The 23,676-nt window shown below is 65.8% G+C and carries 21 protein-coding genes and 1 tRNA gene; 12 read left to right on the forward strand and 10 right to left on the reverse strand.

Annotated elements, in window-relative coordinates; translation table 11 throughout:
* Positions 1-18: 18 nt before the first annotated feature.
* The 4 genes from proB to rplU form a co-directional block, all read right to left on the reverse strand.
* Positions 19-1,158: a glutamate 5-kinase gene (gene proB, locus ASD05_RS15830; protein WP_056594037.1), complete on the reverse strand. Its 1,140-nt coding sequence runs from the start codon at positions 1,156-1,158 to the stop codon at positions 19-21.
* A gap of 79 nt (positions 1,159-1,237) precedes the next feature.
* A complete protein-coding gene (cgtA, locus tag ASD05_RS15835; RefSeq protein WP_056594040.1) occupies positions 1,238-2,314 on the reverse strand; it encodes an Obg family GTPase CgtA in 1,077 nt (358 codons plus the stop codon).
* Between the two features lie 71 nt (positions 2,315-2,385).
* Positions 2,386-2,646, reverse strand: a complete 261-nt coding sequence (rpmA, locus tag ASD05_RS15840) for a 50S ribosomal protein L27 (RefSeq protein ID WP_007833244.1) — start codon at positions 2,644-2,646, stop codon at positions 2,386-2,388.
* A gap of 12 nt (positions 2,647-2,658) precedes the next feature.
* Positions 2,659-2,970: a 50S ribosomal protein L21 gene (rplU, locus tag ASD05_RS15845; RefSeq protein WP_007833243.1), complete on the reverse strand. Its 312-nt coding sequence runs from the start codon at positions 2,968-2,970 to the stop codon at positions 2,659-2,661.
* Positions 2,971-3,161: 191 nt separating this feature from the next.
* Here rplU and ASD05_RS15850 point away from each other — a divergent pair, with 191 nt between their 5' ends.
* The 10 genes from ASD05_RS15850 (at position 3,162) to ASD05_RS15895 (ending at position 12,723) form a co-directional block, all read left to right on the forward strand.
* Positions 3,162-4,154, forward strand: coding sequence for a polyprenyl synthetase family protein (locus ASD05_RS15850; RefSeq protein ID WP_056594043.1), 993 nt, complete (start codon positions 3,162-3,164; stop codon positions 4,152-4,154).
* Positions 4,155-4,205: 51 nt separating this feature from the next.
* Positions 4,206-4,282, forward strand: a tRNA-Pro gene (locus tag ASD05_RS15855).
* Between the two features lie 113 nt (positions 4,283-4,395).
* Positions 4,396-6,129: a type IV-A pilus assembly ATPase PilB gene (pilB, locus tag ASD05_RS15860; RefSeq protein ID WP_056594045.1), complete on the forward strand. Its 1,734-nt coding sequence runs from the start codon at positions 4,396-4,398 to the stop codon at positions 6,127-6,129.
* A 28-nt stretch (positions 6,130-6,157) separates the two neighbouring features.
* Positions 6,158-7,387, forward strand: a complete 1,230-nt coding sequence (locus tag ASD05_RS15865; protein ID WP_007833240.1) for a type II secretion system F family protein — start codon at positions 6,158-6,160, stop codon at positions 7,385-7,387.
* Positions 7,387-8,352 (forward strand): prepilin peptidase, encoded by a 966-nt coding sequence (locus ASD05_RS15870; RefSeq protein ID WP_056594048.1) that lies wholly within the window; start codon positions 7,387-7,389, stop codon positions 8,350-8,352. Before ASD05_RS15865 ends, ASD05_RS15870 begins: the two co-directional genes overlap by 1 nt.
* A gap of 8 nt (positions 8,353-8,360) precedes the next feature.
* Positions 8,361-8,969 carry a dephospho-CoA kinase gene (coaE, locus tag ASD05_RS15875; RefSeq protein ID WP_056594051.1) on the forward strand — a complete coding sequence of 203 codons (609 nt, stop codon included), beginning with the start codon at positions 8,361-8,363 and terminating at the stop codon, positions 8,967-8,969.
* Positions 8,970-9,038: 69 nt separating this feature from the next.
* On the forward strand, positions 9,039-10,532 hold the full coding sequence (locus ASD05_RS15880; protein ID WP_056594054.1) for an MBOAT family O-acyltransferase: 1,494 nt from the start codon (positions 9,039-9,041) through the stop codon (positions 10,530-10,532).
* Between the two features lie 161 nt (positions 10,533-10,693).
* Positions 10,694-11,728: a hypothetical protein gene (locus ASD05_RS15885; protein ID WP_056594058.1), complete on the forward strand. Its 1,035-nt coding sequence runs from the start codon at positions 10,694-10,696 to the stop codon at positions 11,726-11,728.
* A 30-nt stretch (positions 11,729-11,758) separates the two neighbouring features.
* Entirely contained in the window at positions 11,759-12,514 is a 756-nt protein-coding gene (zapD, locus tag ASD05_RS15890; RefSeq protein ID WP_056512709.1) for a cell division protein ZapD, read from the forward strand.
* Complete coding sequence (locus tag ASD05_RS15895; RefSeq protein ID WP_056594061.1) at positions 12,511-12,723, forward strand: DNA gyrase inhibitor YacG; 213 nt, start codon at positions 12,511-12,513, stop codon at positions 12,721-12,723. The genes zapD and ASD05_RS15895 overlap by 4 nt, the downstream gene beginning before the upstream one ends.
* A 12-nt stretch (positions 12,724-12,735) precedes the next feature.
* Here ASD05_RS15895 and ASD05_RS15900 read toward each other — a convergent pair whose 3' ends face one another.
* The 6 genes from ASD05_RS15900 to secA all read right to left on the reverse strand — a co-directional run bounded on the left by ASD05_RS15900 (position 12,736) and on the right by secA (position 22,142).
* The gene (locus ASD05_RS15900) at positions 12,736-14,706 is read right to left on the reverse strand and encodes an acyltransferase family protein (protein ID WP_056594063.1); all 1,971 of its coding nucleotides are present in this window, start codon (positions 14,704-14,706) and stop codon (positions 12,736-12,738) included.
* Between the two features lie 17 nt (positions 14,707-14,723).
* Entirely contained in the window at positions 14,724-16,691 is a 1,968-nt protein-coding gene (locus ASD05_RS15905) for an acyltransferase family protein (protein ID WP_082572084.1), read from the reverse strand.
* A 3-nt stretch (positions 16,692-16,694) separates the two neighbouring features.
* Positions 16,695-17,141: an NUDIX domain-containing protein gene (locus ASD05_RS15910; protein WP_007833225.1), complete on the reverse strand. Its 447-nt coding sequence runs from the start codon at positions 17,139-17,141 to the stop codon at positions 16,695-16,697.
* Positions 17,138-18,013: an ATP-binding protein gene (locus ASD05_RS15915; RefSeq protein ID WP_056594070.1), complete on the reverse strand. Its 876-nt coding sequence runs from the start codon at positions 18,011-18,013 to the stop codon at positions 17,138-17,140. Before ASD05_RS15915 ends, ASD05_RS15910 begins: the two co-directional genes overlap by 4 nt.
* An 82-nt stretch (positions 18,014-18,095) precedes the next feature.
* Positions 18,096-19,325 carry a bifunctional glutamate N-acetyltransferase/amino-acid acetyltransferase ArgJ gene (gene argJ, locus ASD05_RS15920; protein ID WP_056594072.1) on the reverse strand — a complete coding sequence of 410 codons (1,230 nt, stop codon included), beginning with the start codon at positions 19,323-19,325 and terminating at the stop codon, positions 18,096-18,098.
* Between the two features lie 30 nt (positions 19,326-19,355).
* Entirely contained in the window at positions 19,356-22,142 is a 2,787-nt protein-coding gene (gene secA / locus ASD05_RS15925) for a preprotein translocase subunit SecA (protein WP_056594074.1), read from the reverse strand.
* A 180-nt stretch (positions 22,143-22,322) separates the two neighbouring features.
* Between secA and ASD05_RS15930 the strand changes: the two genes are divergently transcribed.
* Together ASD05_RS15930 and ASD05_RS15935 are read left to right on the forward strand one after the other, a co-directional pair.
* Positions 22,323-22,631: a hypothetical protein gene (locus ASD05_RS15930; protein WP_056594077.1), complete on the forward strand. Its 309-nt coding sequence runs from the start codon at positions 22,323-22,325 to the stop codon at positions 22,629-22,631.
* A 57-nt stretch (positions 22,632-22,688) separates the two neighbouring features.
* The gene (locus tag ASD05_RS15935; protein WP_056594080.1) at positions 22,689-23,675 is read left to right on the forward strand and encodes an ornithine cyclodeaminase family protein; all 987 of its coding nucleotides are present in this window, start codon (positions 22,689-22,691) and stop codon (positions 23,673-23,675) included.
* Position 23,676 lies beyond the last annotated feature (1 nt).

Consider the following 23,676-nt stretch of genomic DNA (forward strand, 5'->3'; position numbering starts at 1 on the left):
GCCCCGTTGTTGTTTTCATCAGCTGGGCATCAGCACCATGTTGTCGCGATGGACCATCTCCGGTTCCGCGACATAGCCCAGCAGGCGCTCGAATTCGCTCGAGGGCTTGCGGCACAGCAGGCGCGCTTCCACGCTCGAATAGTTGGCCAGGCCCCGAGCAAGCTCGACGCCATCGACGTCGCGCACCGCGATCACGTCACCGCGCGAGAACTCGCCCGAGACGCTGGTCATGCCGATCGGCAGCAGGCTCTTGCCTTCGGCACGCACCTTGGCGGCTGCGCCCGCATCGACGACGACGGCGCCGCGCAGCTGCAGGTGATCGGCCATCCAGCGCTTGCGGGCCTGGTGCTTGGCGGTCTGCGCCACCAACAGCGTACCGATGGATTCGCCTTGCGCCAGGCGCAGCAGGGCATCGGACTCGCGACCCCAGGCAATGACGGTGGAGGCGCCCGAGCCGGCCGCGCGCTTGGCCGCAAGAATCTTGGTGATCATTCCGCCGCGGCCGATGCTGGAGCCGGCGCCACCCGCCATGGCCTCGAGCGCCGGGTCGCCCGCGGCGGCTTCGTGCACGAACTTCGCGTCGGCGTCCTTGCGCGGGTCGGCCGTGTACAGGCCCTTCTGGTCCGTGAGGATGACCAGTGCGTCGGCCTCGACGAGGTTCGCCACGAGCGCGCCGAGCGTGTCGTTGTCGCCGAACTTGATTTCGTCGTTGACGACGGTGTCGTTCTCGTTGATGACCGGCACCACGCCCAGCTTGAGCAGCGTGACCAGCGTCGAACGGGCATTGAGGTAGCGCTCGCGATCGGCCAGGTCGGCATGGGTCAGCAGCACCTGCGCACTGCCGATCTCGTTTTCGCGCAGCTTGGTTTCGTACATCTGGGCCAGGCCCATCTGGCCGACGGCCGCGGCGGCCTGCAGTTCATGGACCTCGTGCGGCCGGGTACGCCAGCCGAGGCGCTTCATGCCTTCGGCGATCGCCCCGCTCGACACCATGACGACCTCGCGACCCTCGCGCACCAGCGCGGCCAGTTGCCGGCACCATTCGCCGATGGCAGCCTCGTCGAGGCCGCGCCCCTCGTTGGTCACGAGGCTGGAGCCCACCTTGACGACGATACGGCGGGCATCCCGCAAGGCTGTGGATCCGGAGTTCGAGGTCATTTTGCGGTGAAGGCTGCGAGGTTGCTTTTGTCTGTCTATCTGTCCGTTGGCAGCATCACGGGCAATGCTGCGGTGCCGCTCAAACGCCCTCGGGAGGCAGCGGCGTGAAGCGCGGGTCGACGACCACCGGCGCATGCTCGGCCACCTGCTGCGCCTTGACCTGCTGATAGATGGCTTGCACCAGATGTTCGCAGCCTTCGCGCGTGAGCGCCGAGATTTCGAACACCGGCCCCTTGAAACGCAGGCGCTTCACGAAGTCCTTGACGCGCGCTGCGCGTTCTTCGGCCGGCACCATGTCGAGCTTGTTGAGCACGAGCCAGCGCGGCTTTTCGTAGAGTGCGGCGTCGTACTTCTTGAGCTCGCCGACGATGGCCTTGGCCTGTGCGACCGGGTCGACGTTGTCGTCGAACGGCGCCATGTCGATCACATGCAGCAGCAGGCGCGTGCGCTGCAGGTGCCGCAGGAAGAGATGGCCCAGGCCAGCGCCTTCGGAAGCGCCTTCGATCAGGCCGGGAAGGTCGGCCACCACGAAGCTCTGCTCCGGACCGACGCGCACGACACCCAGGTTCGGGTGCAGCGTGGTGAAGGGATAGTCCGCGATGCGCGGGCGGGCGTTCGAAATCGCGCTGATCAGCGTCGACTTGCCCGCGTTCGGCATGCCGAGCAGGCCGACATCGGCCAGCACCTTGAGTTCGAGCTTGAGGCTGCGCTTCTCGCCCGGCCAGCCCGGGGTCTTCTGGCGCGGCGCGCGGTTGATGGCGCTCTTGAAGCGCATGTTTCCGAAGCCGCCGTCGCCGCCCTTGGCGATGGTGATGACGTCGCCTTCCTTCAGCAGTTCGAACAGCACTTCGCCCGTTTCGGCGTCGGAGATGATCGTGCCGACCGGCATCTTGAGCGTGATGTCGTCGCCCGCGGCACCGAACATGTCGGAGCCCATGCCGTGCTCGCCGCGCTTGGCTTCGTGCCGGCGCGAGTAGCGAAAGTCGACCAGGGTGTTGAGGTTCGAATCGGCCACCGCGAAGACGTGGCCGCCGCGGCCACCGTCGCCGCCGTTGGGGCCGCCGAATTCCTTGTACTTCTCATGACGGAACGACACGCAGCCGTTGCCGCCATCGCCCGCGGCGATGTCGATGAAGGCTTCGTCGACGAACTTCATGGGATGTCCAGTTTACAAATGAAGAAGCCCCGGCAATGCGGGGCCTCGGGCAGGTCGAAGTGACTCGAGGCTTACGCCGCGGGGGTCACGTTGACCGTGTGCTTGTTGAGTGCACCCTTGTGACCGAACGACACGTGGCCGTCGACCAGGGCAAACAGCGTGTGGTCCTTGCCCACGCCGACGTTCACGCCGGGGTGGAACTGGGTGCCGCGCTGGCGCACGATGATCGAGCCTGCGCTGATCAGTTCGCCGCCGAAAGCCTTCACGCCGAGCATCTTGGGCTTGGAATCGCGCCCGTTTCGCGTTGAGCCGCCGCCTTTTTTCTGTGCCATGGAATGTGCTCCTTAGCCGGCGATCGCGCCGATTTGCAGTTCGGTGAACTGCTGGCGATGGCCTTGACGTTTCTGATAGTGCTTGCGACGGCGCATCTTGAAGATGTGCACCTTGTCGTGCTTGCCGTGCGACAGTACCGTGACTGTCACCGTTGCGCCGGACACCAGGGGCGTGCCAACCTTGATTTCAGCGCCGTTTCCGACGGCCAGAACCTGGTCGATCACGATTTCCTGGCCTACGTCCGCAGCAATCTGTTCTACTTTAATTTTTTCGCCGGAAGCAACGCGATACTGCTTGCCGCCGGTTTTTATGACCGCGTACATGTAAACCTCTTAGAAATGAGTCTCCGCAGCGAATTCCGCAGAGCCCAAGATTATAGCGCGGTTTGTGCTTGCTAACCACTCCCAGCCCAAAGCGCTCCCGGCAAACCGTGGCGGCTCCCTATAATTTGCGCCTTCCGGCCCTTCCCCAGCCTGGGTCGCCCTCATCCTCCGCAGCGCTCCGCGCCTCCGCTTTGCCAGTTCCCGCCGCCGACACCTCCCCCACCGCCACCGTGCTGGACCTGATTGCCGGCGACATGGTCGAAGTCGACCGTGTGATCGCCCGCCGCCTCGACACGGGCGTGCCGCTGGTCAGCCAGGTTTCCAAATACATCATCTCGGCTGGCGGCAAGCGCCTGCGGCCGGCGCTCCTGCTGCTGATGTCGGGCGCCCTGGGCTATACGGGCGAGCAGCGCTTCAATCTGGCGGCTGTCGTGGAGTTCATTCACACAGCCACCCTGCTGCACGACGACGTGGTCGATGAATCGACCCTCCGGCGCGGCCGGGCGACTGCCAACGAATCGTTCGGCAACCCGGCCAGCGTGCTGGTCGGCGACTTTCTCTATTCGCGCGCGTTCCAGATGATGTTGGATGCCAACAACATGCGCGTCATGCAGATCCTGGCCGAAGCAACCAATGTGATCGCCGAGGGCGAGGTGCTTCAGCTGATGAACATGCACGACGCATCGCTGGACGAGGCCGCCTATCTGCGCGTGATCCGCTCCAAGACCGCGAAGCTGTTTGAAGCCAGCACCCGCCTGGCGGCCGTGCTGGCGGGCGCCACCCCCGAAGTGGAGGAAGCCTGCGCCACCTACGGACAGGCGCTCGGCACCGCCTTCCAGGTGATCGACGACGTACTGGACTACGCGGGCGATGCCAACGAGACAGGAAAGAACGTCGGCGACGACCTGCGCGAAGGCAAGACCACACTGCCGCTCATCTTCGCGATGCAGCACGGAACCCCGGCGCAGAGCGAACTGGTGCGCGCCGCCATCGAAGCGGGCGACACCACCCAGCTGGGCAAGGTCGTCGAGATCGTGCGCGAAACCGGCGCCCTTGCTGCCTCGCGCGCCGCCGCCGCCGCCGAAGCACAGCGAGCAATTCATGCATTGAAGGACCTCCCGTCCAATTTGCACGCTTCAGGTTTGCTACAATTGGCGGCTCAGTTGCTTGAGCGACGTGCCTGAACACCTCACCTGAGTTGGCATCTAGGACGATTTCTTTTTTCTTGCAACCATCGGGGTGTAGCTTAGCCTGGTAGAGCGCTACGTTCGGGACGTAGAGGCCGGAGGTTCGAATCCTCTCACCCCGACCAGCCATTGGCTGGCATAAATAAATGGCCATGCCTGTTGCTGTGTAGCGATTTACAGCAAAGGCCTGTTCAGCGATGATCGTGAAGCATTTTTTCACATCTTTTTCATTCGTTGAATGGCCGCAGCCGAACTTCCAGTTAAAGAAACCTCGCAGATTGCCCTCCCCGGGCTTGCTCGCGCCCTGGTGTCGGCAGGCAAGCTTCCTGCCAGGGCGGCCGAGGACATCTACCAGAAGTCCCTGAGCGGCCGCACCAGCTTCATCGCGGAGCTGACCGGCTCTGGCGCCGTCTCGGCCGCCGATCTCGCCCACACCCTTTCCACCGCCTTCGGCGCCCCGCTGCTCGACCTCGACGCAATCGATCCCCAGCGCCTGCCCAAGGACCTGCTCGACCCGAAGCTGTGCCACGCGTACCGCATCGTCGTCCTCAGCAAGCGCAACAACCGTCTGATTGTTGCAACAGCCGACCCCTCGGACCAACAGGCGGCAGAGAAGATCAAGTTCGCTTCCCAGATGGGCGTCGACTGGGTCATCGCGGAATACGACAAGCTGTCGCGAATGATCGAAGCCGCCGCCGTCAGTGCAGCGGAAACGATCAACAACATCGTCGGCAGCGAGTTCGAGTTCGATGACGTCACGGCCGACACCTCGGGCGACAGCAACGAGCAGGCGGTCGCCGAAGTCGAAGACGCACCGGTCGTGCGTTTTCTCCACAAGATGCTGCTCGACGCGATCGGCATGCGCGCATCGGACATCCATTTCGAGCCCTACGAGCACCAGTACCGCGTGCGGTTCCGGATCGACGGCGAGCTGCGCGAAATCGCCAGCCCGCCCACCGTCATCAAGGACAAGCTGGCCTCGCGCATCAAGGTCATCTCTCGGCTCGACATCTCGGAAAAGCGCGTGCCGCAGGACGGCCGCATGAAGCTCAAGATCGGGCCCGATCGCGTCATCGACTTCCGCGTGAGCACCTTGCCCACGCTGTTCGGCGAGAAGATCGTCATTCGTGTCCTTGACCCCAGCAGCGCGCGCCTGGGCATCGACGCTCTGGGCTACGACGCAGACGAAAAGGCACGGCTCCTTCACGCCATCGGCCGGCCCTACGGCATGGTCCTGGTGACCGGCCCCACGGGCTCCGGCAAGACGGTGTCGCTCTACACCTGCCTGAACCTGCTGAACCAGCCGGGCGTCAACATCGCGACGGCGGAAGATCCGTCGGAAATCAACCTGCCCGGGGTCAACCAGGTCAACGTCAACGAACGGGCGGGCCTGACCTTCGCGGCCGCGCTGCGCGCCTTCCTGCGGCAGGATCCGGACATCATCATGGTCGGCGAAATTCGCGACCTCGAAACCGCCGACATCTCGATCAAGGCGGCGCAAACGGGCCACCTGGTGCTCTCCACGCTGCACACCAACGACGCGCCGACGACGCTCACGCGGATGCGCAACATGGGTATCGCGCCGTTCAACATCGCATCGAGCGTGATCCTGATCACCGCACAGCGCCTGACCCGGCGGCTGTGCACCCTCTGCCGCATGCCGGCCGACGTTCCGCGCGAAACGCTGCTCGACGCAGGGTTCAGGGAAGAAGATCTGGACGGCACCTGGAAGCCCTACCGCCCCGTCGGCTGCTCCGCCTGCAACGGCGGCTACAAGGGCCGCGTGGGCATCTACCAGGTGATGCCGATCTCGGAAGCCATCCAGGAAATCATCCTGCGCGACGGTAGCGCGCTCGACATCGCTCAGCAGTCCGAAAAAGAAGGCGTGCGTTCGCTGCGCCAGTCGGGTCTGCGAAAAGTCATGCAAGGTCTCACTTCGCTGGAAGAAGTGGTGGCCTGCACCAACGAATAACGAACACACACTGAGAACCGGAGATCGAATGGCAACAGTGGCATCCACCCGCTCCCAGCCCACGCACAAGGAATTTGTCTTCGAATGGGAAGGCAAGGACCGCAACGGCAAGGCGGTGCGCGGCGAACTTCGGGCCGCCGGCGAAAACCAGGTACAGGCCGCACTGCGCCGCCAGGGCGTGCTCGCCTCCAAGATCAAGAAGCGCCGCATGCGCTCCGGCAAGGCGATCAAGCCCAAGGACATCGCCATCTTCACGCGCCAGCTGGCGACCATGATGAAGGCCGGCGTGCCCTTGATGCAGTCCTTCGACATCGTCGGGCGCGGCAATGCGAACGCGAGCGTGGCCAAGCTCCTCAACGACATCCGCAGCGACGTGGAAACCGGCACCTCGCTGTCGGCCGCCTTCCGCAAGTTCCCGAAGTATTTCGACAATCTCTACTGCAACCTGGTGGAGGCCGGCGAAGCGGCCGGTATTCTGGAAGACCTGCTGGACCGCCTTGCCACGTACATGGAGAAGACCGAGGCGATCAAATCCAAGATCAAGTCGGCGTTGATGTACCCGACCTCGGTGGTGGTCGTGGCCTTCGTGGTGGTCGCGATCATCATGATCTTCGTGATTCCTGCGTTCAAGCAGGTGTTCACTTCGTTCGGGGCCGACCTACCTGCACCAACACTGTTCGTGATGGCCATGAGCGAATTCTTCGTCTCGTACTGGTGGCTGATCTTCGGCGGCATCGGCGGCGGCCTCTACTTCTTCATGCAGGCGTGGAAGCGCAACGAGCGCGTGCAGAAGGTCATGGACCGCCTGCTGCTGCGCATTCCGATCTTCGGCACCTTGATCGAGAAATCCTGTGTGGCCCGCTGGACCCGTACGCTGGCCACCATGTTCGCGGCAGGCGTCCCCCTCGTCGAAGCCCTCGACTCGGTGGGCGGCGCCTCGGGCAACAGCGTCTATGGCGACGCCACGGCGAAGATCCAGCAGGAGGTTTCCACGGGCACCAGCCTGACCTCGGCCATGACCAACGCCAACCTGTTCCCGTCGATGGTGATCCAGATGACCGCCATCGGCGAGGAGTCGGGCTCCATCGACCACATGCTGGGCAAGGCCGCCGACTTCTACGAATCCGAAGTGGACGACATGGTCGCGGGCCTCTCGAGCCTGATGGAACCCATCATCATCGTGTTCCTCGGCACCATCATCGGCGGCATCGTGGTGTCGATGTACCTGCCCATCTTCAAGCTCGGCCAGGTCGTCTGATGCTCGTTTCGAGGGAGTTCGACACCGCGTTCGCCGGTGTGCTGGGGCTATTGATCGGCAGTTTCATGAACGTCGTCATCTACCGCACGCCGGTGATGATGTATCGCGACTGGCTCGCCGATGCCGTTGCCAACCTCATGCCGTCGAAGGATGCGCCCTCGCTGTGGTCGCTGGCCTTCGGTCCGAAGGTGTCGCCTCCCGCGGGGCTGGAAGCGGCTGCCGACAAGGCCGCCGCGGTCCTCGAAGCGCAGCCCCCTTTCGACCTGACCCGTCCCGCATCGCGCTGCGGAAACTGCGGGCACAAGATCCGCTGGTACGAGAACATCCCCGTGCTGAGCTATCTCGTGCTGCGCGGGCGTTGCGCGTCTTGCAAGACTTCGATCAGTCCTCGCTACCCGCTGGTCGAGCTGGTCACGGGCGCGCTGTTCGCGCTCTGCGCCTGGCGTTTCGGCATCACGCCGGCCGGGGTGCTCTGGGCCGCATTCGGCGCCCTGCTGATCTGCCAGTTCCTGATCGATTTCGACACCCAGTTCCTGCCCGACTCGCTCAACTACCCCCTGCTCTGGCTCGGCCTGGTCGGTGCAGCCATGGGCTGGACCGGCGTGCCGCTGAGCTCTGCCGTCTGGGGTGCCGTGTTCGGCTACCTGAGCCTCTGGCTTGTGTACCATGGCTTTCGCCTGGTCACGGGTAAGGAAGGCATGGGCTATGGAGACTTCAAATTGCTTGCCGCGCTGGGCGCCTGGCTCGGCGCCGACTATCTCATCGCGATCATCCTCGTCTCTTCGCTGGTGGGCGCGGTGATCGGCGTGACGCTGCGCGTCGCCGGCAAACTGGCGCACAAGGACATTCCCATCGCCTTCGGCCCCTTCCTGGCCGGCGCGGGCCTCGTCTGCCTCGTGGCGGGCCCCGAAATCGTGAGGCAATGGATTCCGTTCGCCTTTCCCCTCGGCGCACTGATCCATTGACACACCGCATGGTGCGGCGCATCGGCCTGACGGGCGGCATCGGCAGCGGCAAGAGTACCGTCGCGGGGCTGCTGGTGGCCCAGGGGGCGGTGCTGGTGGACACCGACGCCATCGCGCGGGCCATCACGCTCCCGGGCGGCATCGCCATGCCGGCCCTCGAAGCCGCTTTCGGGGCCGGAATCATCGCCCCCGACGGCGGCCTGGACAGGGCCGCCATGCGGCAGATCGTGTTCGCGGATGCAGGTGCCAAGGCCCGCCTCGAATCCATCCTCCACCCCTTGATCGGCGCCGAAACCCAGCGCCTGGCCGCGGCGGCCGGCGAAGACGCGGTCGTTGTGTTCGATGTTCCCCTGCTCGTCGAATCCGGCCGCTGGCGCACCCTCGTCGACCGGGTGCTGGTGGTCGACGCCACCGAGGAAACGCAGCTGAAACGCGTCGTGGCACGCTCGGGCTGGGCACCCGAAGCGGTCAAGGCGGTAATTGCCCAGCAGGCCACGCGCCCGGCGCGCCGGGCCGCCGCCGATGCGGTCATTTTCAACGAGTCCCTGACGCTGGAGGAACTCGGCCAGCAGGTTCAGGGTCTCTGGGAACGGTGGGTTCGGGCAGGCACGCGATAATTTGGCGTTGACGCCGCGACGGCTACACGACGACCACGTCAAACGGCGCACGCCTCAGCGCCCCTCACGATGCTTTTCAATTCGTATCCCTTCATCTTCGTTTTCTTCCCGCTGGTCCTGATCGGCTTCTTCCTGATCGGTACGCGCAGCCCCCGGTCGGCGGCGGGTTTCCTGGCACTGGCGTCACTGTTCTTCTACGGGTGGTGGAGCGTCAAGGCACTGCCCCTCCTGCTGGGGTCGATCTGCATCAACTACTGGTTCGGGCTGCGGCTGACGCCTTCCCCGGGCCGCGAGGACAAGCATCGCAAGGCCTTGCTGATCATCGCGCTGGTGGTCAACCTCGGGGTGCTGGCTGTCTTCAAGTACGCCAACTTCTTCCTGGAAAACGTCGATGCCGGGCTGGCGGCCGCGGGCTTCTCGCAGATCGATCTGGTGCACATCGTGCTGCCGATCGGCATTTCGTTCTACACCTTCACGCAGATCGCCTTCCTGGTCGACTGCTGGCAGGGCAAGGTGCACGAGCGCAGCTTCATCCACTACGCGCTGTTCGTGACCTACTTCCCGCACCTGATCGCGGGCCCGGTGCTGCATCACGCGCAGATGATGCCGCAGTTCAACAATCCGGCCACCTACCGGTTCAACGCGAACAACGTGGCGCTCGGACTGGGCATCTTCGTCTTCGGCCTGGCCAAGAAGATGCTGATCGCCGACCCGCTGGGACAGTACGCCGACATGATGTTCAAGGGCGTGCACGAAGGCGTGATGCCCTCGCTGTACACGGCCTGGTTCGGTGTGCTGGCCTACACGCTGCAGATCTATTTCGACTTCTCGGGCTACTCCGACATGGCGGTGGGCCTGTCGCTGTGCGTGGGCGTGCAGCTGCCGCTCAACTTCAGGTCGCCCTACAAGTCGACCAACATGATCGAGTTCTGGCGGCGCTGGCACATCTCGCTTTCGACTTTCCTGCGCGACTACCTCTACGTGCCGCTCGGCGGCAACCGCAAGGGCCCGGCGCGGCGCTACATCAATCTCTTTCTCACGATGCTGCTGGGCGGCCTGTGGCACGGCGCGGCCTGGACCTTCGTCATCTGGGGTGCACTGCACGGCGCGTACCTGATGGTCAACCACTTCTGGAACGCCAAGGTGCGCCGTGGAAACACCAAGACCACGTGGTACGGCCGCGTGGCCGGGTGGTTCATCACCTTCCTGTGCGTGATGATCGCCTGGGTGGTGTTCCGGGCCGACAGCATGGCGGCCGCCGTCGAGATCTACAAGGGCATGCTGGGCCTGCACGGCGCGCCCGTGTCGGCCTTCAGCGAATTCCGTGTGCCGTTCCGCAAGCCCGAGTTCTTCCAGACCGTCTTCGCCGGGCTGGTGATCTGCCTGGCGCTGCCGCCCACCATCACGCTCGACCGCTGGATTCCCAACGTCGCGGGCCTGGCCGGACGCCCCCGCCTGCAGCGACTGGCCACCTGGGTCACGGGGCTGGGCTGCATCTATCTTTTTGGCCTGTGCGTGTCGAAGTTCGGCAGCTACAGCCCCTTCCTCTATTTCCAGTTCTGAAATGAATCTCCCCCAGGCTTCGCGCACTTCGTGTCGCTTCTCCTACCCCCTCGCCGGGGGCGACGCCGGTGGCCCGGCAAAGCCGGTTCCACGGCGTCCCGCGAATGGAGCACGCCCGGTTCATGCGCTGGAGACCATTCGGAGTGCAGTGGAGAGCTGAGATGGAAGACACGAAATCGGCCAGGACCTGGCTTCGCATCTTCGCCGCGGGCTACCTGGTGTGCTGCGCGCTGCTGGTCGCAAGCCTCTTCACCCCCGTTCCCTACGGCGACCTGACCCGCATCGGGCGCATCTCGGAGCGCGAATTCGGCTGGCAGGTGCCACCGCCGCCGATTCCCGACGCCGACGTCAAGACCTGGCCCATCAACGAATCCGACATCCTGGTGATCGGCGACAGCTTCTCCGTTCGCTACGCCTGGCAGGCGTCTCTCGTGGGCGCGGGCTACAAGATGACGACCACCCACTGGGACAACCTCGACGGCAAGCTGTGCGACGACTTCCCGGGCTGGCTCGAGAAGTCGGGCTTCAAGGGCAAGGTCGTGATCGTCGAGAGCATCGAGCGCCTGCTGCAGGACCGCATCGAGAAGTCCGAGAGCTGCAAGACGATGAAGCACGCCTTCAAGCCGACGCCGCCGCCGTTCGAGAACCCGGCCAGGCCCGCGCCCGGCTTCCAGCTCAACTGGGACGCCCAACTGCTCAGCGGCTGGTTCACGTACCACAACACCAAGGAGATCCTGGCCTCCGACAGCTGGACCAACACGCCCGAGCGCTGGGGTCCGCTGATCGACGCGCGCGTGGTGCCCGATGGCTGCAAGCAGTTCAGCCACCGCGCCTGCGACAAACTGCTGATGACCGCCGAAGACCGCGTCAACGCGGCGCTCACGGCCGAGTCCGCGCAATTCATGAAGCGCTTCGAGCGCACCGCCGCCCCCTACAAGGTGGTGTGGATGGTCGTGCCCAACAAGACCACCGTGTATTTGCAACAAAACCATGCCGATGCATTCCGCGCCGCATTCAACCCGCAAAATATCGGGCCGGACCTGTTTGCGCTGGCCGAGCAGAACCGATTCAAGGTGAAGGATCTTTTCCCCGCCAACGAGACCCACGTTTCGACCCGGGGTTACATTCTTTTCGGCCAGCGTATGCTGGAGGCTGTGCGCGAGGTGTTGCCCGCACCGGCGGCCAGATCGCAATGAGCCCGAACCCGACGTGAAAAAACGAAACGCGTGATCCTCTACGAGTACCCCTTCAACGAGCGCATCCGCACGTACCTGCGGCTGGAGCACCTGTTTCGCCGCCTCGGCGAACTGGTGCCCGCTGAATCGCCGCTGTCCCATCACTACGCCTTGGTCACGATCTTCGAGATCATGGACGTCGCCGCGCGCGCCGACCTCAAGGCCGACGTGCTGCGCGACCTCGACAAGCACAAGAACGTCTTCAACAGCTATCGGGGCAATCCGGCCATCGCCGAGGCCGTGCTCGACCAGGTCGTCGGCCAGCTCGAAGGCAACTTCACCGCCCTCAACAGCGTGGCCGGCAAGGCCGGCCAGGCGCTGACGGAGAACGAGTGGCTCATGAGCATCCGCAGCCGCGCCGGCATTCCGGGCGGCACCTGCGAGTTCGACCTGCCCGCCTACTACGCCTGGCAGCACCGCCCCGCCGCCAGCCGCCGCGCCGATCTCGAACGCTGGTCGAACACGCTCTCGCCGCTGGCCTCGTCGATCTATCTGCTGCTCAAGCTGCTGCGCGATGCCGACGTGCCCTACAAGGTGATCGCCAGCAACGGCCAGTTCCAGCAGAACTTGCCGCAGGGCCGCAGCTTCCAGCTGCTGCGCCTGCGCATCGATCCCAAGCTGGGCCTGATCCCTGAAATCAGCGGCAACCGCCTCATGGTCTCGGTGCGCCTCATGCGCCACGACGCGGACGACCGCCTTCACCAAAGCTCGGACGACGCGCCCTTCGAGCTGACCCTCTGCGCATGACAACGCGGTTGAACAGCAAGGGCGAGCGGATCGTCCGCTGCCCCACGTGCGGCGGCGACAGCATCTACGCGCCGAGCAACACTTACAGGCCCTTCTGCAGCGCACGCTGCAAGGGCGTCGACCTGGGCGCCTGGGCCAGCGAAGAATTCCGCATGCCGGCCGAAGCGCCGCCGGACGACGAGCCTTTCGGCGACCCGAAGATCCAGTAGGCGACCGCAGGGCTACTTGCCGCCGGCGTCCTCGTCGAGCAATGCAGGGTCAATGTACGTCGCGAAGCTGCGTGCGTACCTGGGCCGGAGGTGGCCGATGTCCTTGTAGGCCGGCGAACCGTCGTCGGGCATGCTGCGGATGCACTGGCCATCGGCGCACAGGCTCGCAAAAGGCTCGATGACCCGCGCGCCGTTGGCCTCGGCCACCTGCTTCAGCCGCGCGTTGAGCACGGCCTGGTCTTGCGGCATCGGGGCCTTGAGCTGTCCGCCTGCAGCCGTCATGCCCCCGAGCCGGCTGCCCTGGATCTGCTTGAGCGGATCGAAATCCATCCCGACCGGATTGCCGAGCACGAGGTAGACCGTCTTGTGCGCCGACAGGCGCTTCAGCACCTCGCCCAGCGACTTCATCGACAGCTCGATGCCGTCCCCGTTGAGGAACGGGTGCACGGCCTTCCTGTCGTCCAGGAAGTAGTTCACCGTGGGCCCGGCGCCGGTGAAGTAGCAGCTCCAGCAGCCCCCGATCACCACCGAATCGATGTCCGGCTTGAGCGCCAGGTCGAGCACGGCCTGGCGCCGCTCCTCGCACCCCGTGTCAGCGCTGCTGAACAGGCCGGGCACGGGCGGGCACGAGCCCTTGGTCGCGAAGTACACCGTGCGGGCCTTGCCGGGCTGCGTGCGCACCAGCTCGAGCGCGCGCGGTGCGTATTGCTCGACGTGACTGTCGCCGATCAGCAGCACGTTGTGCCTGCCGCTGCCGGTGCGGTAGACGAACTGTCCGCCCAGCGCGGTCTCCTCGAAGCCGCCGTAGTAGTTGTCTTCGCGCGTCGCGTCGGCCACGGCCTGCAGGGCCCGGCTGTCGTTGCGCGGAGGAGGCGTACCCAGGAAGACCAGCGCGCCGGCCAGCGCCAGCGCCGCGCCGCTGCCCGCCAGTCCGCGCAGCATGCTCTGCGAGAGATGAAGCTTGACGAAGCGCTCCAGGAAACGATAAGTGGCCCAGGCCAGCACCACCGCCGCCACCACCAGCACGATGCGCACCTGCAGCGGCGGCTCCCCGCCCGCCACGATGCGCGCATACGAAAGCAGCGGCCAGTGCCAGAGGTACAGCGGATAGCTGATCAGCCCGATCCACACCATGACGCGGTTCGACAGCAAGTACCGGTTGAGCACGCCGTTGGGGCCGGCGGCGATGCAGCTCACCGCACCCAGCACAGGCAGCAGCGCCCACCAGCCCGGAAACGCCTTGGTGCTGCGCGTCATGAAGAGGCCGAGCACGATCAGGCCCATGCCGACGACGGACTGCACATGCTTCGTCCACGGACGCGGCTGCGCCGAACCATTGCTGGCGGCCTGCAGCCGCATCGCCGCCAGCAGGCCGCCGGCCATCAGCTCCCACGCACGCGACAGCGGCGAATAGAACGCCGCCGCGCGGTGCGGCTGCACGGTCAGCACGTTGACGAGGAACGAGATCACCGCCACCGCCAGCGTCACGCGCAGCATCGGCCAGCGCCTGCGCCAGGCCAGCCCCAGCAGCAGCGGCCAGAAGATGTAGAACTGCTCCTCGATGCCCAGCGACCACAGGTGCAGCAGCGGCTTGGTCTCGGCCGTGGCGTCGAAGTACCCGGCCTCGCCCAGAAAGACAAGGTTGGCAAAGAAGGCGGCCCCGCCGGTGGTCTGCTTGCCGAGCTGCGAGAACTCGCCCGGCAGCAGCACGTACCAGCCGAAAGCCAGCGTCGCGAGCAGCACGAGCACCAGCGCCGGAAAGATGCGCCGGATGCGCCGCGCATAGAAGTCGCGGTAGCTGAAATCGCCCGCGGCCAGGCTCTGCAGAAGAATGGTCGTGATCAGGAAGCCCGAGATCACGAAGAAGATGTCGACCCCGATGAAGCCGCCCGGCAGCAGGCTCGGAAAGGCGTGGTACGCCAGCACCGAACCCACCGCGATGGCGCGCAGGCCGTCGATGTCGGGGCGGTACTTGGGATGCATGGTTGGCGAAGGCCCGCTCAGCGCGACGGCTGCTGGGCGGCGGGCGCGGTGCGCACCGTGCGGTCGAAGTAGCTCGCCTCTTCCCGGGTGTAGCGCGGGCGCAGGTGGTCGGCGTCCTTGTAGGCGGGCGAACCGTCGGGCATCGTGCGCAGGCACTGATCGTCCTTGCACAGCACCGCCATCGCGTCGATGGCTTCGGCCCCGCTCGCGGCCGCGATCGCGCGCAGCCGGTCATTGAGCTGTTTCTGGTCGGCCGGCAGCGGCGCCGTCGGCGTCGAGGTCATGACCTCCATGTGCGTCAGGCGGCTGCCCTCGATCAGCCGCTTCGGCGAGAACTCCGCGCCGGCAGGGTTGTCGAGCAGCAGGTAGACCTTCTTGTGGCGCGCCAGCTCGCGCAGCGTGAACTCCATCGAGGCCAGCGAACGCTCGATGCCGTCGCCGTTCTGGAACGGGTGGACCTTGTTGCTGCTGTCGCGGAAGTAGTAATCGGTGGCGCCCTGGCCGATGAAGTAGCAGTTCCAGCAGCCGCCGATCACCACCGAGTCGACCTCGGGGCCCAGCGCATAGGCCAGCATCGCGTCGCGCCGCTCGGCGCAGCCGATGTTCTTGTCCGCATGCACACCGGGCACCGCCGGGCAGGCGCCCTGGGTCGCGAACCAGGCCGACTTGCCTTCCATCGACAGCGTGCGCGCCAGCTCCATCACGCGCGGCGCGTACTGCTGCACGTGGCTGTCGCCCAGGAACAGCACCCGCTTGGGCCCGCCACCGACCTTGTAGATCAGTTGCTCGCCGATCTGGTCGAGCTTGAAGCCCCCGTAGTAATCGGCGTCCAGCGTGGCGTTGGCCACCGTCTGCAGCTTGGGGCTGCTGTTGCGCGGCTCGGGCACGCCCAGGAAGATCGCGGCGCCCGCCACGGCCACCAGGACCATGCCGGCACCCAGCGCCTTCAGCGTGCCTGCACCCGGACGATTCCTCGCGAAGCGCTCCACGAAGCGGTATGTCGCCCAGGCCAGCAGCACGCTCGCCACCATCGCGGCGGCGCGGTAGGCCGGCACCGGATGCAGCGGATCGGCCTCCACGATGCGCACGAACGCCAGCAGCGGCCAGTGCCACAGGTACAGCGGGTAGCTGATGAGCCCGACCCACACCATCACCCGGTTCGACAGCAGGTACCTGTTCAGCACCCCGGCCGGCCCCGCGGCGATGCAGCTCACCGCGCCCAGCGTGGGCAACAGCGCCCACCAGCCGGGGAACGCCTTGTTGCTGCGGATCATCACCAGGCCGAGCACGATCAACCCGACGCCCAGCACCGACTGCACATGGCTGCGCCATGCGCTCGGCGCCGGCGGCTTCAGCCGCATGCAGGCCAGGATGCCGCCGACCATCAGCTCCCAGAAACGGGAGGCCGGCGAGTAGAACGACGCCGCCGGCAGCGGATGCACCGTCGCCACGTTCACCACGAACGAGACCGCCGCCACCGCCAGCACCACGCGCACGATCGGCCAGCGCTTGCGCCATGCGAACCCGAGCAGCAGCGGCCAGAAGATGTAGAACTGCTCCTCGATGCCCAGCGACCACAGGTGCAGCAGCGGCTTGGTTTCAGCGGCCGTGTCGAAATAGCCCGCTTCACCCCAGAACACCAGGTTGGCGACGAACGCCGTGCCGCCCACGGTCTGCTTGCCCAACTCGGCGAACTCGTCGGACAGCAGCAGGTACCAGCCGGCAAGCAGCGTCGCCAGCAGCACCACGATCAGTGCCGGAAAGATCCGCCGGATGCGCCGCTCGTAGAAGTCGCGGTACGTGAAGTCGCCCGCCGCGAGGCTCTGGAGAATGATGGTCGTGATCAGGAAACCCGAGATCACGAAGAAGATGTCGACCCCGACGAAACCGCCCATCAGCGCCTTCGGAAAGGCGTGATAGACCAGCACGGAGCCCACCGCGATTGCGCGCAGCCCGTCGATGTCCGGACGGTACTTGGGGTGCATCAATCAGGAAGCCGGCGCGACAACCGGCGGCGCCACGAACGGCAGGCCACGCTCTTCGCACAGCCACTGCAGCACCGGGAAGGCACCCGGCAGCACCGGCGCCACCTCCAGCGGCAGCTGTTGCCAGGCCATCTGCTGGCCCTCGCGCATCTCGAACTCGCCGCTCCAAGCCGTGACCTTGCACCAGTGCAGGCGCACCAGCGCATGCGGGTAGTCGTGCTCCGTGACCTTCCAGACTTCGGCGCCGTCGATGGTGATGCCGAGTTCTTCATGCAGCTCGCGCCGCAATGCCTGTTCGACCGTCTCGCCCGCCTCGATCTTGCCGCCGGGAAACTCCCAGTAGCCCGCATAGGCCTTGCCTTCGGGCCGGGTCGAGAGCAGCAGTGCGTCGTCGGACAGGCGGATCAGCACGCCGACCGCGACCTCGGTGTGCTTGCGCGCTTCGGTCACGCGTTGCTCCGGCCTGCGTAGTCGCGCGCGAACTGGTAGGCCACGCGGCCGCTGCGCGAGCCGCGCTCCAGCGCCCAGACCAGCGCCTCGGGCCGCGCAGCCTCGATGGCCGCCTTGTCCACGCCGAACGACGAGAGCCACTGCGCGACGATCGCCAGGTATTCGTTCTGGCTGAAGGGATAGAAACTCACCCAGAGGCCGAAGCGCTCCGACAAGGAGATCTTTTCCTCGATCACTTCGCCCGGATGCACCTCGCCATCCTCGGTGTGGGTGTACGAGAGGTTGTCCTTCATGTACTCGGGCAGCAGGTGGCGCCGGTTGCTGGTCGCGTAGATCAGCACGTTGGGCGTCGAGGCCGCAATCGAGCCGTCGAGGATCGACTTGAGCGCCTTGTAGCCCGGCTCGCCCTCGTCGAAACTCAGGTCGTCGCTGAACACGATGAACTTTTCGGGCCGCTGCGAGACCACCTCGACGATGTCGGGCAGGTCGGTCAGCTCGGCCTTGTCGACCTCGATCAGGCGCAGGCCCTGCGGCGCGTAGGCCTGCAGGCAGGCGCGGATCAGCGAGGACTTGCCCGTGCCACGCGCGCCGGTCAGCAGCACGTTGTTGGCCGGCTTGCCTTCGACGAACTGGCGGGTGTTGCGCTCGATCTTTTCCTTCTGGACGTCGATTTCCTTCAGGGAATCGAGCGCCATCGCGGCCACATGCTTCACGGGCTCGAGCACGCCATGGCCCGAGCTGCGGCGGCGGTAGCGCCAGGCGATCGACGCGTTCCAGTCGGCGGGGGCCGACAGCGGCTGCGGCAGGATCGACTCGATGCGGCCGATCAGCTGCTCGGCGCGCTCGAGCAGCTTCTGGAACTGCTCGTTCATCTGCGCCCGCCCGGCCGCCCGAAGGGCGTAGAGCGCCCCCTCGAGGGGCAGCGACGACACGAAGTGCGGAGCGTGGGGGTCATCAGGATCTGTAGTCGGCGTTGATCGTCACGTATTCGTGGCTGAAGTCGCAGGTCCACACCGTCTCGCTGGCGTTGCCGCGGCCCAGGCCGATGCGCACCGTGATCTCGCTCTGCTTCATCACGCGCTGGCCGTCTTCCTCGCGATACGACGGGTTGCGCCCGCCCTTGACCGCCACGTGCACGTCGTCGAGGAACAGGTCGATGCCGGTCTGGTCGAGGTCCGCAATGCCCGCATAGCCGACGGCCGCGAGGATGCGGCCCAGGTTCGGGTCGCTGGCATAGAAGGCCGTCTTGACCAGCGGCGAATGCGCCACGGCATACGCCACCTGCTTGCACTCGGCAGCATCGCGGCCGCCCTCGACCTGGATGGTGATGAACTTGGTCGCGCCCTCGCCGTCGCGCACGATGGCTTGCGCCAGCTGGCGCGCCACGTTCTGCATCGCGGCCACCAACGCCTGGCCATCGGCCGAGTCGAGCGAGGTGATGGGGGCGTGCGCCGCCTTCTGCGTGGCGATGACCACGAACGAGTCGTTGGTCGAGGTGTCGCCGTCGATGGTCACGCGGTTGAACGAGGCGTCGGCCAGCAGCTTGGCCAGCGGCTGGATCAGCGAGGGATCGATCTTCGCGTCGGTCGCCATGAAGCCCAGCATCGTCGCCATGTTCGGGCGGATCATGCCGGCGCCCTTGCTGATGCCGGTGATGGTGACCGTGGCATCGCCGATCTGCACCCGCTGGCTGAAGGCCTTGGGGATCGTGTCGGTGGTCATGATGCCCTCGGCCGCGCGCGCCCAGTGGTTCGCATCGGCATCGGCCAGTGCAGCAGGCAGGCCCGCCTCGATGCGATCGACCGGCAGCGGCTCCATGATCACGCCGGTGGAAAACGGCAGGATCTGCTCGGGCGCGATCTCCAGCTTGCGCGCGAGCGCAATGCAGGTGGAACGCGTGCGCATCAGGCCGTCTTCGCCCGTGCCGGCGTTCGCATTGCCGGTGTTGATCACCATCGCGCGGATGCCGTAGTTCGCGGCCAGGTGGTCGCGGCAGACCTGCACCGGCGCGGCGCAGAAACGGTTCTGGGTGAACACCCCGCCGACCGCCGAGCCTTCGTCGATCAGCACGACCGTCAGGTCCTTGCGGTTGGCTTTTCGCACGCCCGCTTCGGCCACGCCGATGCGAACGCCGGGCACCGCGAACAAGGCGGCAGGATCGGGAGCGGAAAGGTTCACTGGCATGGCGATTTCTCTAACGAATGGGTTGCGGGGTCAGCTGAGCTTGCCGTGGCACTGCTTGTACTTCTTGCCACTGCCGCAGGGACACGGATCGTTGCGGCCGACGCGCGCGAAAGCCGCGGCCTCCGCGCTGAGCGCGCCCAGGCCGGCAGCCGCGATGCGGCGCTGGTTTTCCTCGTCGACGCGGACCTCGACTTCGCCCGTCTCGGTCGGTGCCGAGTAGGTGATGTTCGAGACGTTCTCGCCGCGGCTTTCCATCGCTTCCGCGGCTTCCTCGAGCTGCTCGCCCGACTGCACGCGCACCGTCATCAGCTGGCGCGTGACTTCGTTCTTCACCGAGTCGAGCAGCTGGCCGAAGAGCTCGAAGGCTTCGCGCTTGTACTCCTGCTTGGGCTGCTTCTGCGCATAGCCGCGCAGGTGGATGCCCTGGCGCAGGTAGTCGAGCGAGGCCAGGTGTTCGCGCCAGTGGGTGTCGATGCTCTGCAACAGCACCATGCGCTCGAACTGGGTGAAGTTCTCCTGGCCGATCAATGCGACCTTGGCGTCGAAGGTTTCGTTGGCATTCTTGAGCACCTTCTCGACGATGTCCTCGTCGGCGATGGCGTCCGAGGCTTCGACTTCCTTCTTGAGCGGCATGTCGATGCCCCACTCGTTGAACAGGCTCTTCTCGAGCCCGTCCAGGTCCCACTGCTCTTCGACCGATTCGCTGGGCACGTACTGGCGCACGAGGTCGGTGAAGCAGCCTTCGCGCAGCGCCGCGATCTGAGCCGTGAGGTCGCCCGCGTCGAGGATGTCGTTGCGCTGCTGGTAGATCACCTTGCGCTGGTCGTTCGACACGTCGTCGTATTCGAGCAGCTGCTTGCGGATGTCGAAGTTGCGCGCCTCGACCTTGCGCTGCGCGCTCTCGATGCTGCGCGTGACGATGCCGGCCTCGATGGCTTCGCCGTCGGGCATCTTAAGGCGGTCCATGATCGCCTTCACGCGGTCGCCCGCGAAGATGCGCATCAGCGGATCGTCCAGGCTCAGGTAGAAGCGCGAGGAGCCCGGGTCGCCCTGGCGGCCCGAACGGCCGCGCAGCTGGTTGTCGATGCGGCGCGATTCATGGCGTTCGGTCGCGATGATGCGCAGGCCACCGAGCGACTTGACGAACTCGTGGTCCTTGGTCCACTCGGTACGCACGTGCGCGATGTCGGCCTGCTTGGCGGCTTCATCGCGGCCTTCGTCGGCCTCGATGGCCTCGATCATCTTCTCGATGTTGCCGCCCAGCACGATGTCGGTGCCGCGGCCGGCCATGTTGGTCGCGATGGTGATCATCTTCGTGCGGCCGGCCTGCGCCACGATGTCGGCTTCGCGCGCATGCTGCTTGGCATTCAGCACCTGGTGCGGCAGGCCCACCTGCGTGAGCAGGCCGTCGATGATTTCCGAGTTCTCGATGGACGAGGTACCCACCAGCACCGGCTGGCCGCGCTCGTAGCACTCGCGGATGTCCTGGATGGCCGCCTCGTACTTCTCGCGCGTCGTCTTGTAGACGCGGTCGAGCTGGTCGTCGCGCTTGCTGATGCGGTTCGGCGGAATGATCATGGTCTCCAGACCGTAGATTTCCTGGAACTCGTAGGCTTCGGTATCGGCCGTGCCGGTCATGCCGGCGAGCTTGCCGTACAGACGGAAGTAGTTCTGGAAGGTAATGGAAGCCAGCGTCTGGTTCTCGGCCTGGATCTCCACGCCTTCCTTGGCTTCCACGGCCTGGTGCAGGCCGTCGCTCCAGCGACGGCCCGTCATCAGGCGGCCGGTGAATTCGTCGACGATGACCACCTCGCCCTGCTGCACCACGTAGTGCTGGTCGCGGTGGTACAGGTGGCGTGCACGCAGCGCCGCATTCAGGTGATGCATCAGCGTGATGTTGGCCGGGTCGTAGAGCGACGCGCCCTCGGGAATCAGCTTGAGTTCGCCCAGGATGCGCTCGGCGTTCTCGTGGCCGTCTTCGGTCAGGAACACCTGGTGCGTCTTCTCGTCGACCGTGAAGTCGCCGGGCACCGTGACGCCCTCGCCCGTGCGCGGATCGGCTTCGCCTTCCTGCTTGGTGAGCAGCGGCACCACCTTGTTGATGGCCAGGTAGAGGTCGGTGTGGTCTTCGGCCTGGCCGCTGATGATCAGCGGCGTGCGGGCCTCGTCGATCAGGATCGAGTCCACTTCGTCGACGATCGCGTAGTTCAGCCCGCGCTGGACCCGGTCGCCGGGCTCGTAGACCATGTTGTCGCGCAGGTAGTCGAAGCCGTATTCGTTGTTCGTGCCGTAGGTGATGTCGCTGCTGTAGGCGGCCTGCTTTTCCTCGCGCGGCATCTGCGGCAGGTTGATGCCCACAGAGAGGCCGAGGAAGTTGTAGAGGCGGCCCATCCAGGTCGCGTCGCGGTTGGCCAGGTAGTCGTTCACCGTGACCACGTGCACGCCCTGGCCCGACAGCGCATTCAGGTACACCGGCAGCGTGGCGGTCAGCGTCTTGCCTTCGCCGGTGCGCATTTCGGAGATCTTGCCGTTGTGCAGCGCCATGCCGCCGAGCAGCTGGACGTCGAAATGGCGCATCTTCATGACGCGCTTGGAGCCTTCGCGCACAGTGGCGAAGGCTTCCGGCAGCAGGTCGTCGAGCGTTTCGCCCTTGGCGATGCGGTCCTTGAACTCCTGTGTCTTGGCGCGCAGCGCATCGTCGCTGAGCTTCTCGAACTCGGGTTCGAGCGCATTGATGCGTTCCACCGTCTTGCGATACTGCTTGAGGAGCCGGTCGTTGCGACTGCCGAAGATCTGGGTCAGGAAGTTGGTTGCCATTGGGTGGAGATGGGCGGGCGCCTGATACGGCAGGCACTGCGACCGGATTCCCTAAGATATGGTGAAAGCAGTTGGGCGCACCCGCTTCAAAATCAAGCTTGAAGCAAGCGGCCTTTTTCCGGCGCGAACGCCGGCAAACCGGGCATTTTAGCTGTCTTGTTTCTAACCCCTGGATTACCCATGTATCGCCGCACGCCCCCTCCCATCTCGCTGCAGGACGCAGCGGAAGGCTCGCCCACCCTGGGCAGCCTGATGGCGCGCGCACGCGACGCTGCGGAGCGGCTCAGGGCTGTCGAGGGATTGATCCCGCCGGCCATGCGCAGCGCCATCCAGGCCGGACCGGCGGAGGGCGACGTCTGGTGCCTGCTAGTCAAGGGCAGCGCCGCGGCCGCCAAGCTGCGCCAGCTGTCGCCGATGCTGGTGACGCGGCTCAAGAACCGGGGATGGGACGTGGCGACCATCCGGATCAAGGTTCACACCGGACGCTGACAGCCCGCCAATGCCCGGGAATTTGATGTTTTGTCTGGAAGTAGATAATATTTCCAGATGACATCCGCGATCGCGCCTTCCAACGCCCAGCTCCTGCTGCTCGACAAGCATCAGGTCGACACCCTCCTTTCCCCCGACGACGTGCTGCAGGCCGTGCGCGAGGCCTTCGTGCTGCACAGCGAGCGCGAGGGCCGCGTCTTTCCGGTCGTGCGCGAGCCGCTGCGCACGGGTGGGGTGTTCGGCATCAAGTCCGGCGACGTGCAGGCCCAGGGCCTGCTCGGCTTCAAGGCCGCGGGCTTCTGGCCTGCCAACCGGCAGCGCGGCGGSGAGCCACACCAGGCGACGATCCTGCTGATCGACCCCGCGACCGGCCGGCCGCTGTGCGTCATCGACGGCAACACGGTGACGACCGTGCGCACCGGCGCGGCAGGCGGGCTCGGCCTGCAGCAGCTCGCACGCGCCGACAGCACACGGCTGTGCCTCTTCGGCAACGGCGTGCAGGCGCGCATCCAGCTCGACTTCGCCCTGCGGCTGATGCCCTCGCTGCGCGAGGTTCTTTATGTGAGCGCGAACGGCCAGCGCAATGCGGCGTTCGAGGCGCATTTCGCCGGCCGCTGCAACATCGCGCCGGCCACCGACCGCAACGCAGCTGTCGCCCAAAGCGACATCGTGATCACCGCCACCCCGGGCGGCGGCGCGCTCTTCGATCTCGAAGCCGTTCAGCCCGGCACGCACCTGAACTGCGTCGGCGCGGACACCCGGGGCAAGCGCGAACTTCCCGACGGCCTGCTGCCGCGCGTGCGGCTGTTCGTCGACGACCGGACGCAGGCGCAGCAGATCGGCGAAACCCAATGGGCGCCCGACACGGCATGCATCGAACTGGGCGACCTGCTGAGCGGCAAGACGCCCTTCGAGCGGGGCCCCGCCGACATCACCGTCTTCGACATGACCGGCCTCGCGCTGCAGGACCTGACCGTCGCGCGCCTGCTGCATGCGCGCGCCGACGAAACGGGCACGGGCACACGCATCGCGTGGCCCTGGTAGC

It is taken from the genome of Variovorax sp. Root434 (assembly GCF_001426595.1).
Taxonomy (GTDB): Bacteria; Pseudomonadota; Gammaproteobacteria; order Burkholderiales; family Burkholderiaceae_C; genus Variovorax.

Bases quoted from the DNA above. Each gene is read 5' to 3' on its own strand.
- proB (WP_056594037.1), bottom strand. From the start codon at position 1,158: ATGACCTCGAACTCCGGATCCACAGCCTTGCGGGATGCCCGCCGTATC.
- cgtA (WP_056594040.1), bottom strand. From the start codon at position 2,314: ATGAAGTTCGTCGACGAAGCCTTCATCGACATCGCCGCGGGCGATGGC.
- rpmA (WP_007833244.1), bottom strand. From the start codon at position 2,646: ATGGCACAGAAAAAAGGCGGCGGCTCAACGCGAAACGGGCGCGATTCC.
- rplU (WP_007833243.1), bottom strand. From the start codon at position 2,970: ATGTACGCGGTCATAAAAACCGGCGGCAAGCAGTATCGCGTTGCTTCC.
- pilB (WP_056594045.1), top strand. From the start codon at position 4,396: ATGGCCGCAGCCGAACTTCCAGTTAAAGAAACCTCGCAGATTGCCCTC.
- ASD05_RS15865 (WP_007833240.1), top strand. From the start codon at position 6,158: ATGGCAACAGTGGCATCCACCCGCTCCCAGCCCACGCACAAGGAATTT.
- ASD05_RS15870 (WP_056594048.1), top strand. From the start codon at position 7,387: ATGCTCGTTTCGAGGGAGTTCGACACCGCGTTCGCCGGTGTGCTGGGG.
- coaE (WP_056594051.1), top strand. From the start codon at position 8,361: ATGGTGCGGCGCATCGGCCTGACGGGCGGCATCGGCAGCGGCAAGAGT.
- ASD05_RS15880 (WP_056594054.1), top strand. From the start codon at position 9,039: ATGCTTTTCAATTCGTATCCCTTCATCTTCGTTTTCTTCCCGCTGGTC.
- ASD05_RS15885 (WP_056594058.1), top strand. From the start codon at position 10,694: ATGGAAGACACGAAATCGGCCAGGACCTGGCTTCGCATCTTCGCCGCG.
- ASD05_RS15895 (WP_056594061.1), top strand. From the start codon at position 12,511: ATGACAACGCGGTTGAACAGCAAGGGCGAGCGGATCGTCCGCTGCCCC.
- ASD05_RS15900 (WP_056594063.1), bottom strand. From the start codon at position 14,706: ATGCATCCCAAGTACCGCCCCGACATCGACGGCCTGCGCGCCATCGCG.
- ASD05_RS15905 (WP_082572084.1), bottom strand. From the start codon at position 16,691: ATGCACCCCAAGTACCGTCCGGACATCGACGGGCTGCGCGCAATCGCG.
- ASD05_RS15915 (WP_056594070.1), bottom strand. From the start codon at position 18,013: ATGAACGAGCAGTTCCAGAAGCTGCTCGAGCGCGCCGAGCAGCTGATC.
- argJ (WP_056594072.1), bottom strand. From the start codon at position 19,325: ATGCCAGTGAACCTTTCCGCTCCCGATCCTGCCGCCTTGTTCGCGGTG.
- secA (WP_056594074.1), bottom strand. From the start codon at position 22,142: ATGGCAACCAACTTCCTGACCCAGATCTTCGGCAGTCGCAACGACCGG.
- ASD05_RS15930 (WP_056594077.1), top strand. From the start codon at position 22,323: ATGTATCGCCGCACGCCCCCTCCCATCTCGCTGCAGGACGCAGCGGAA.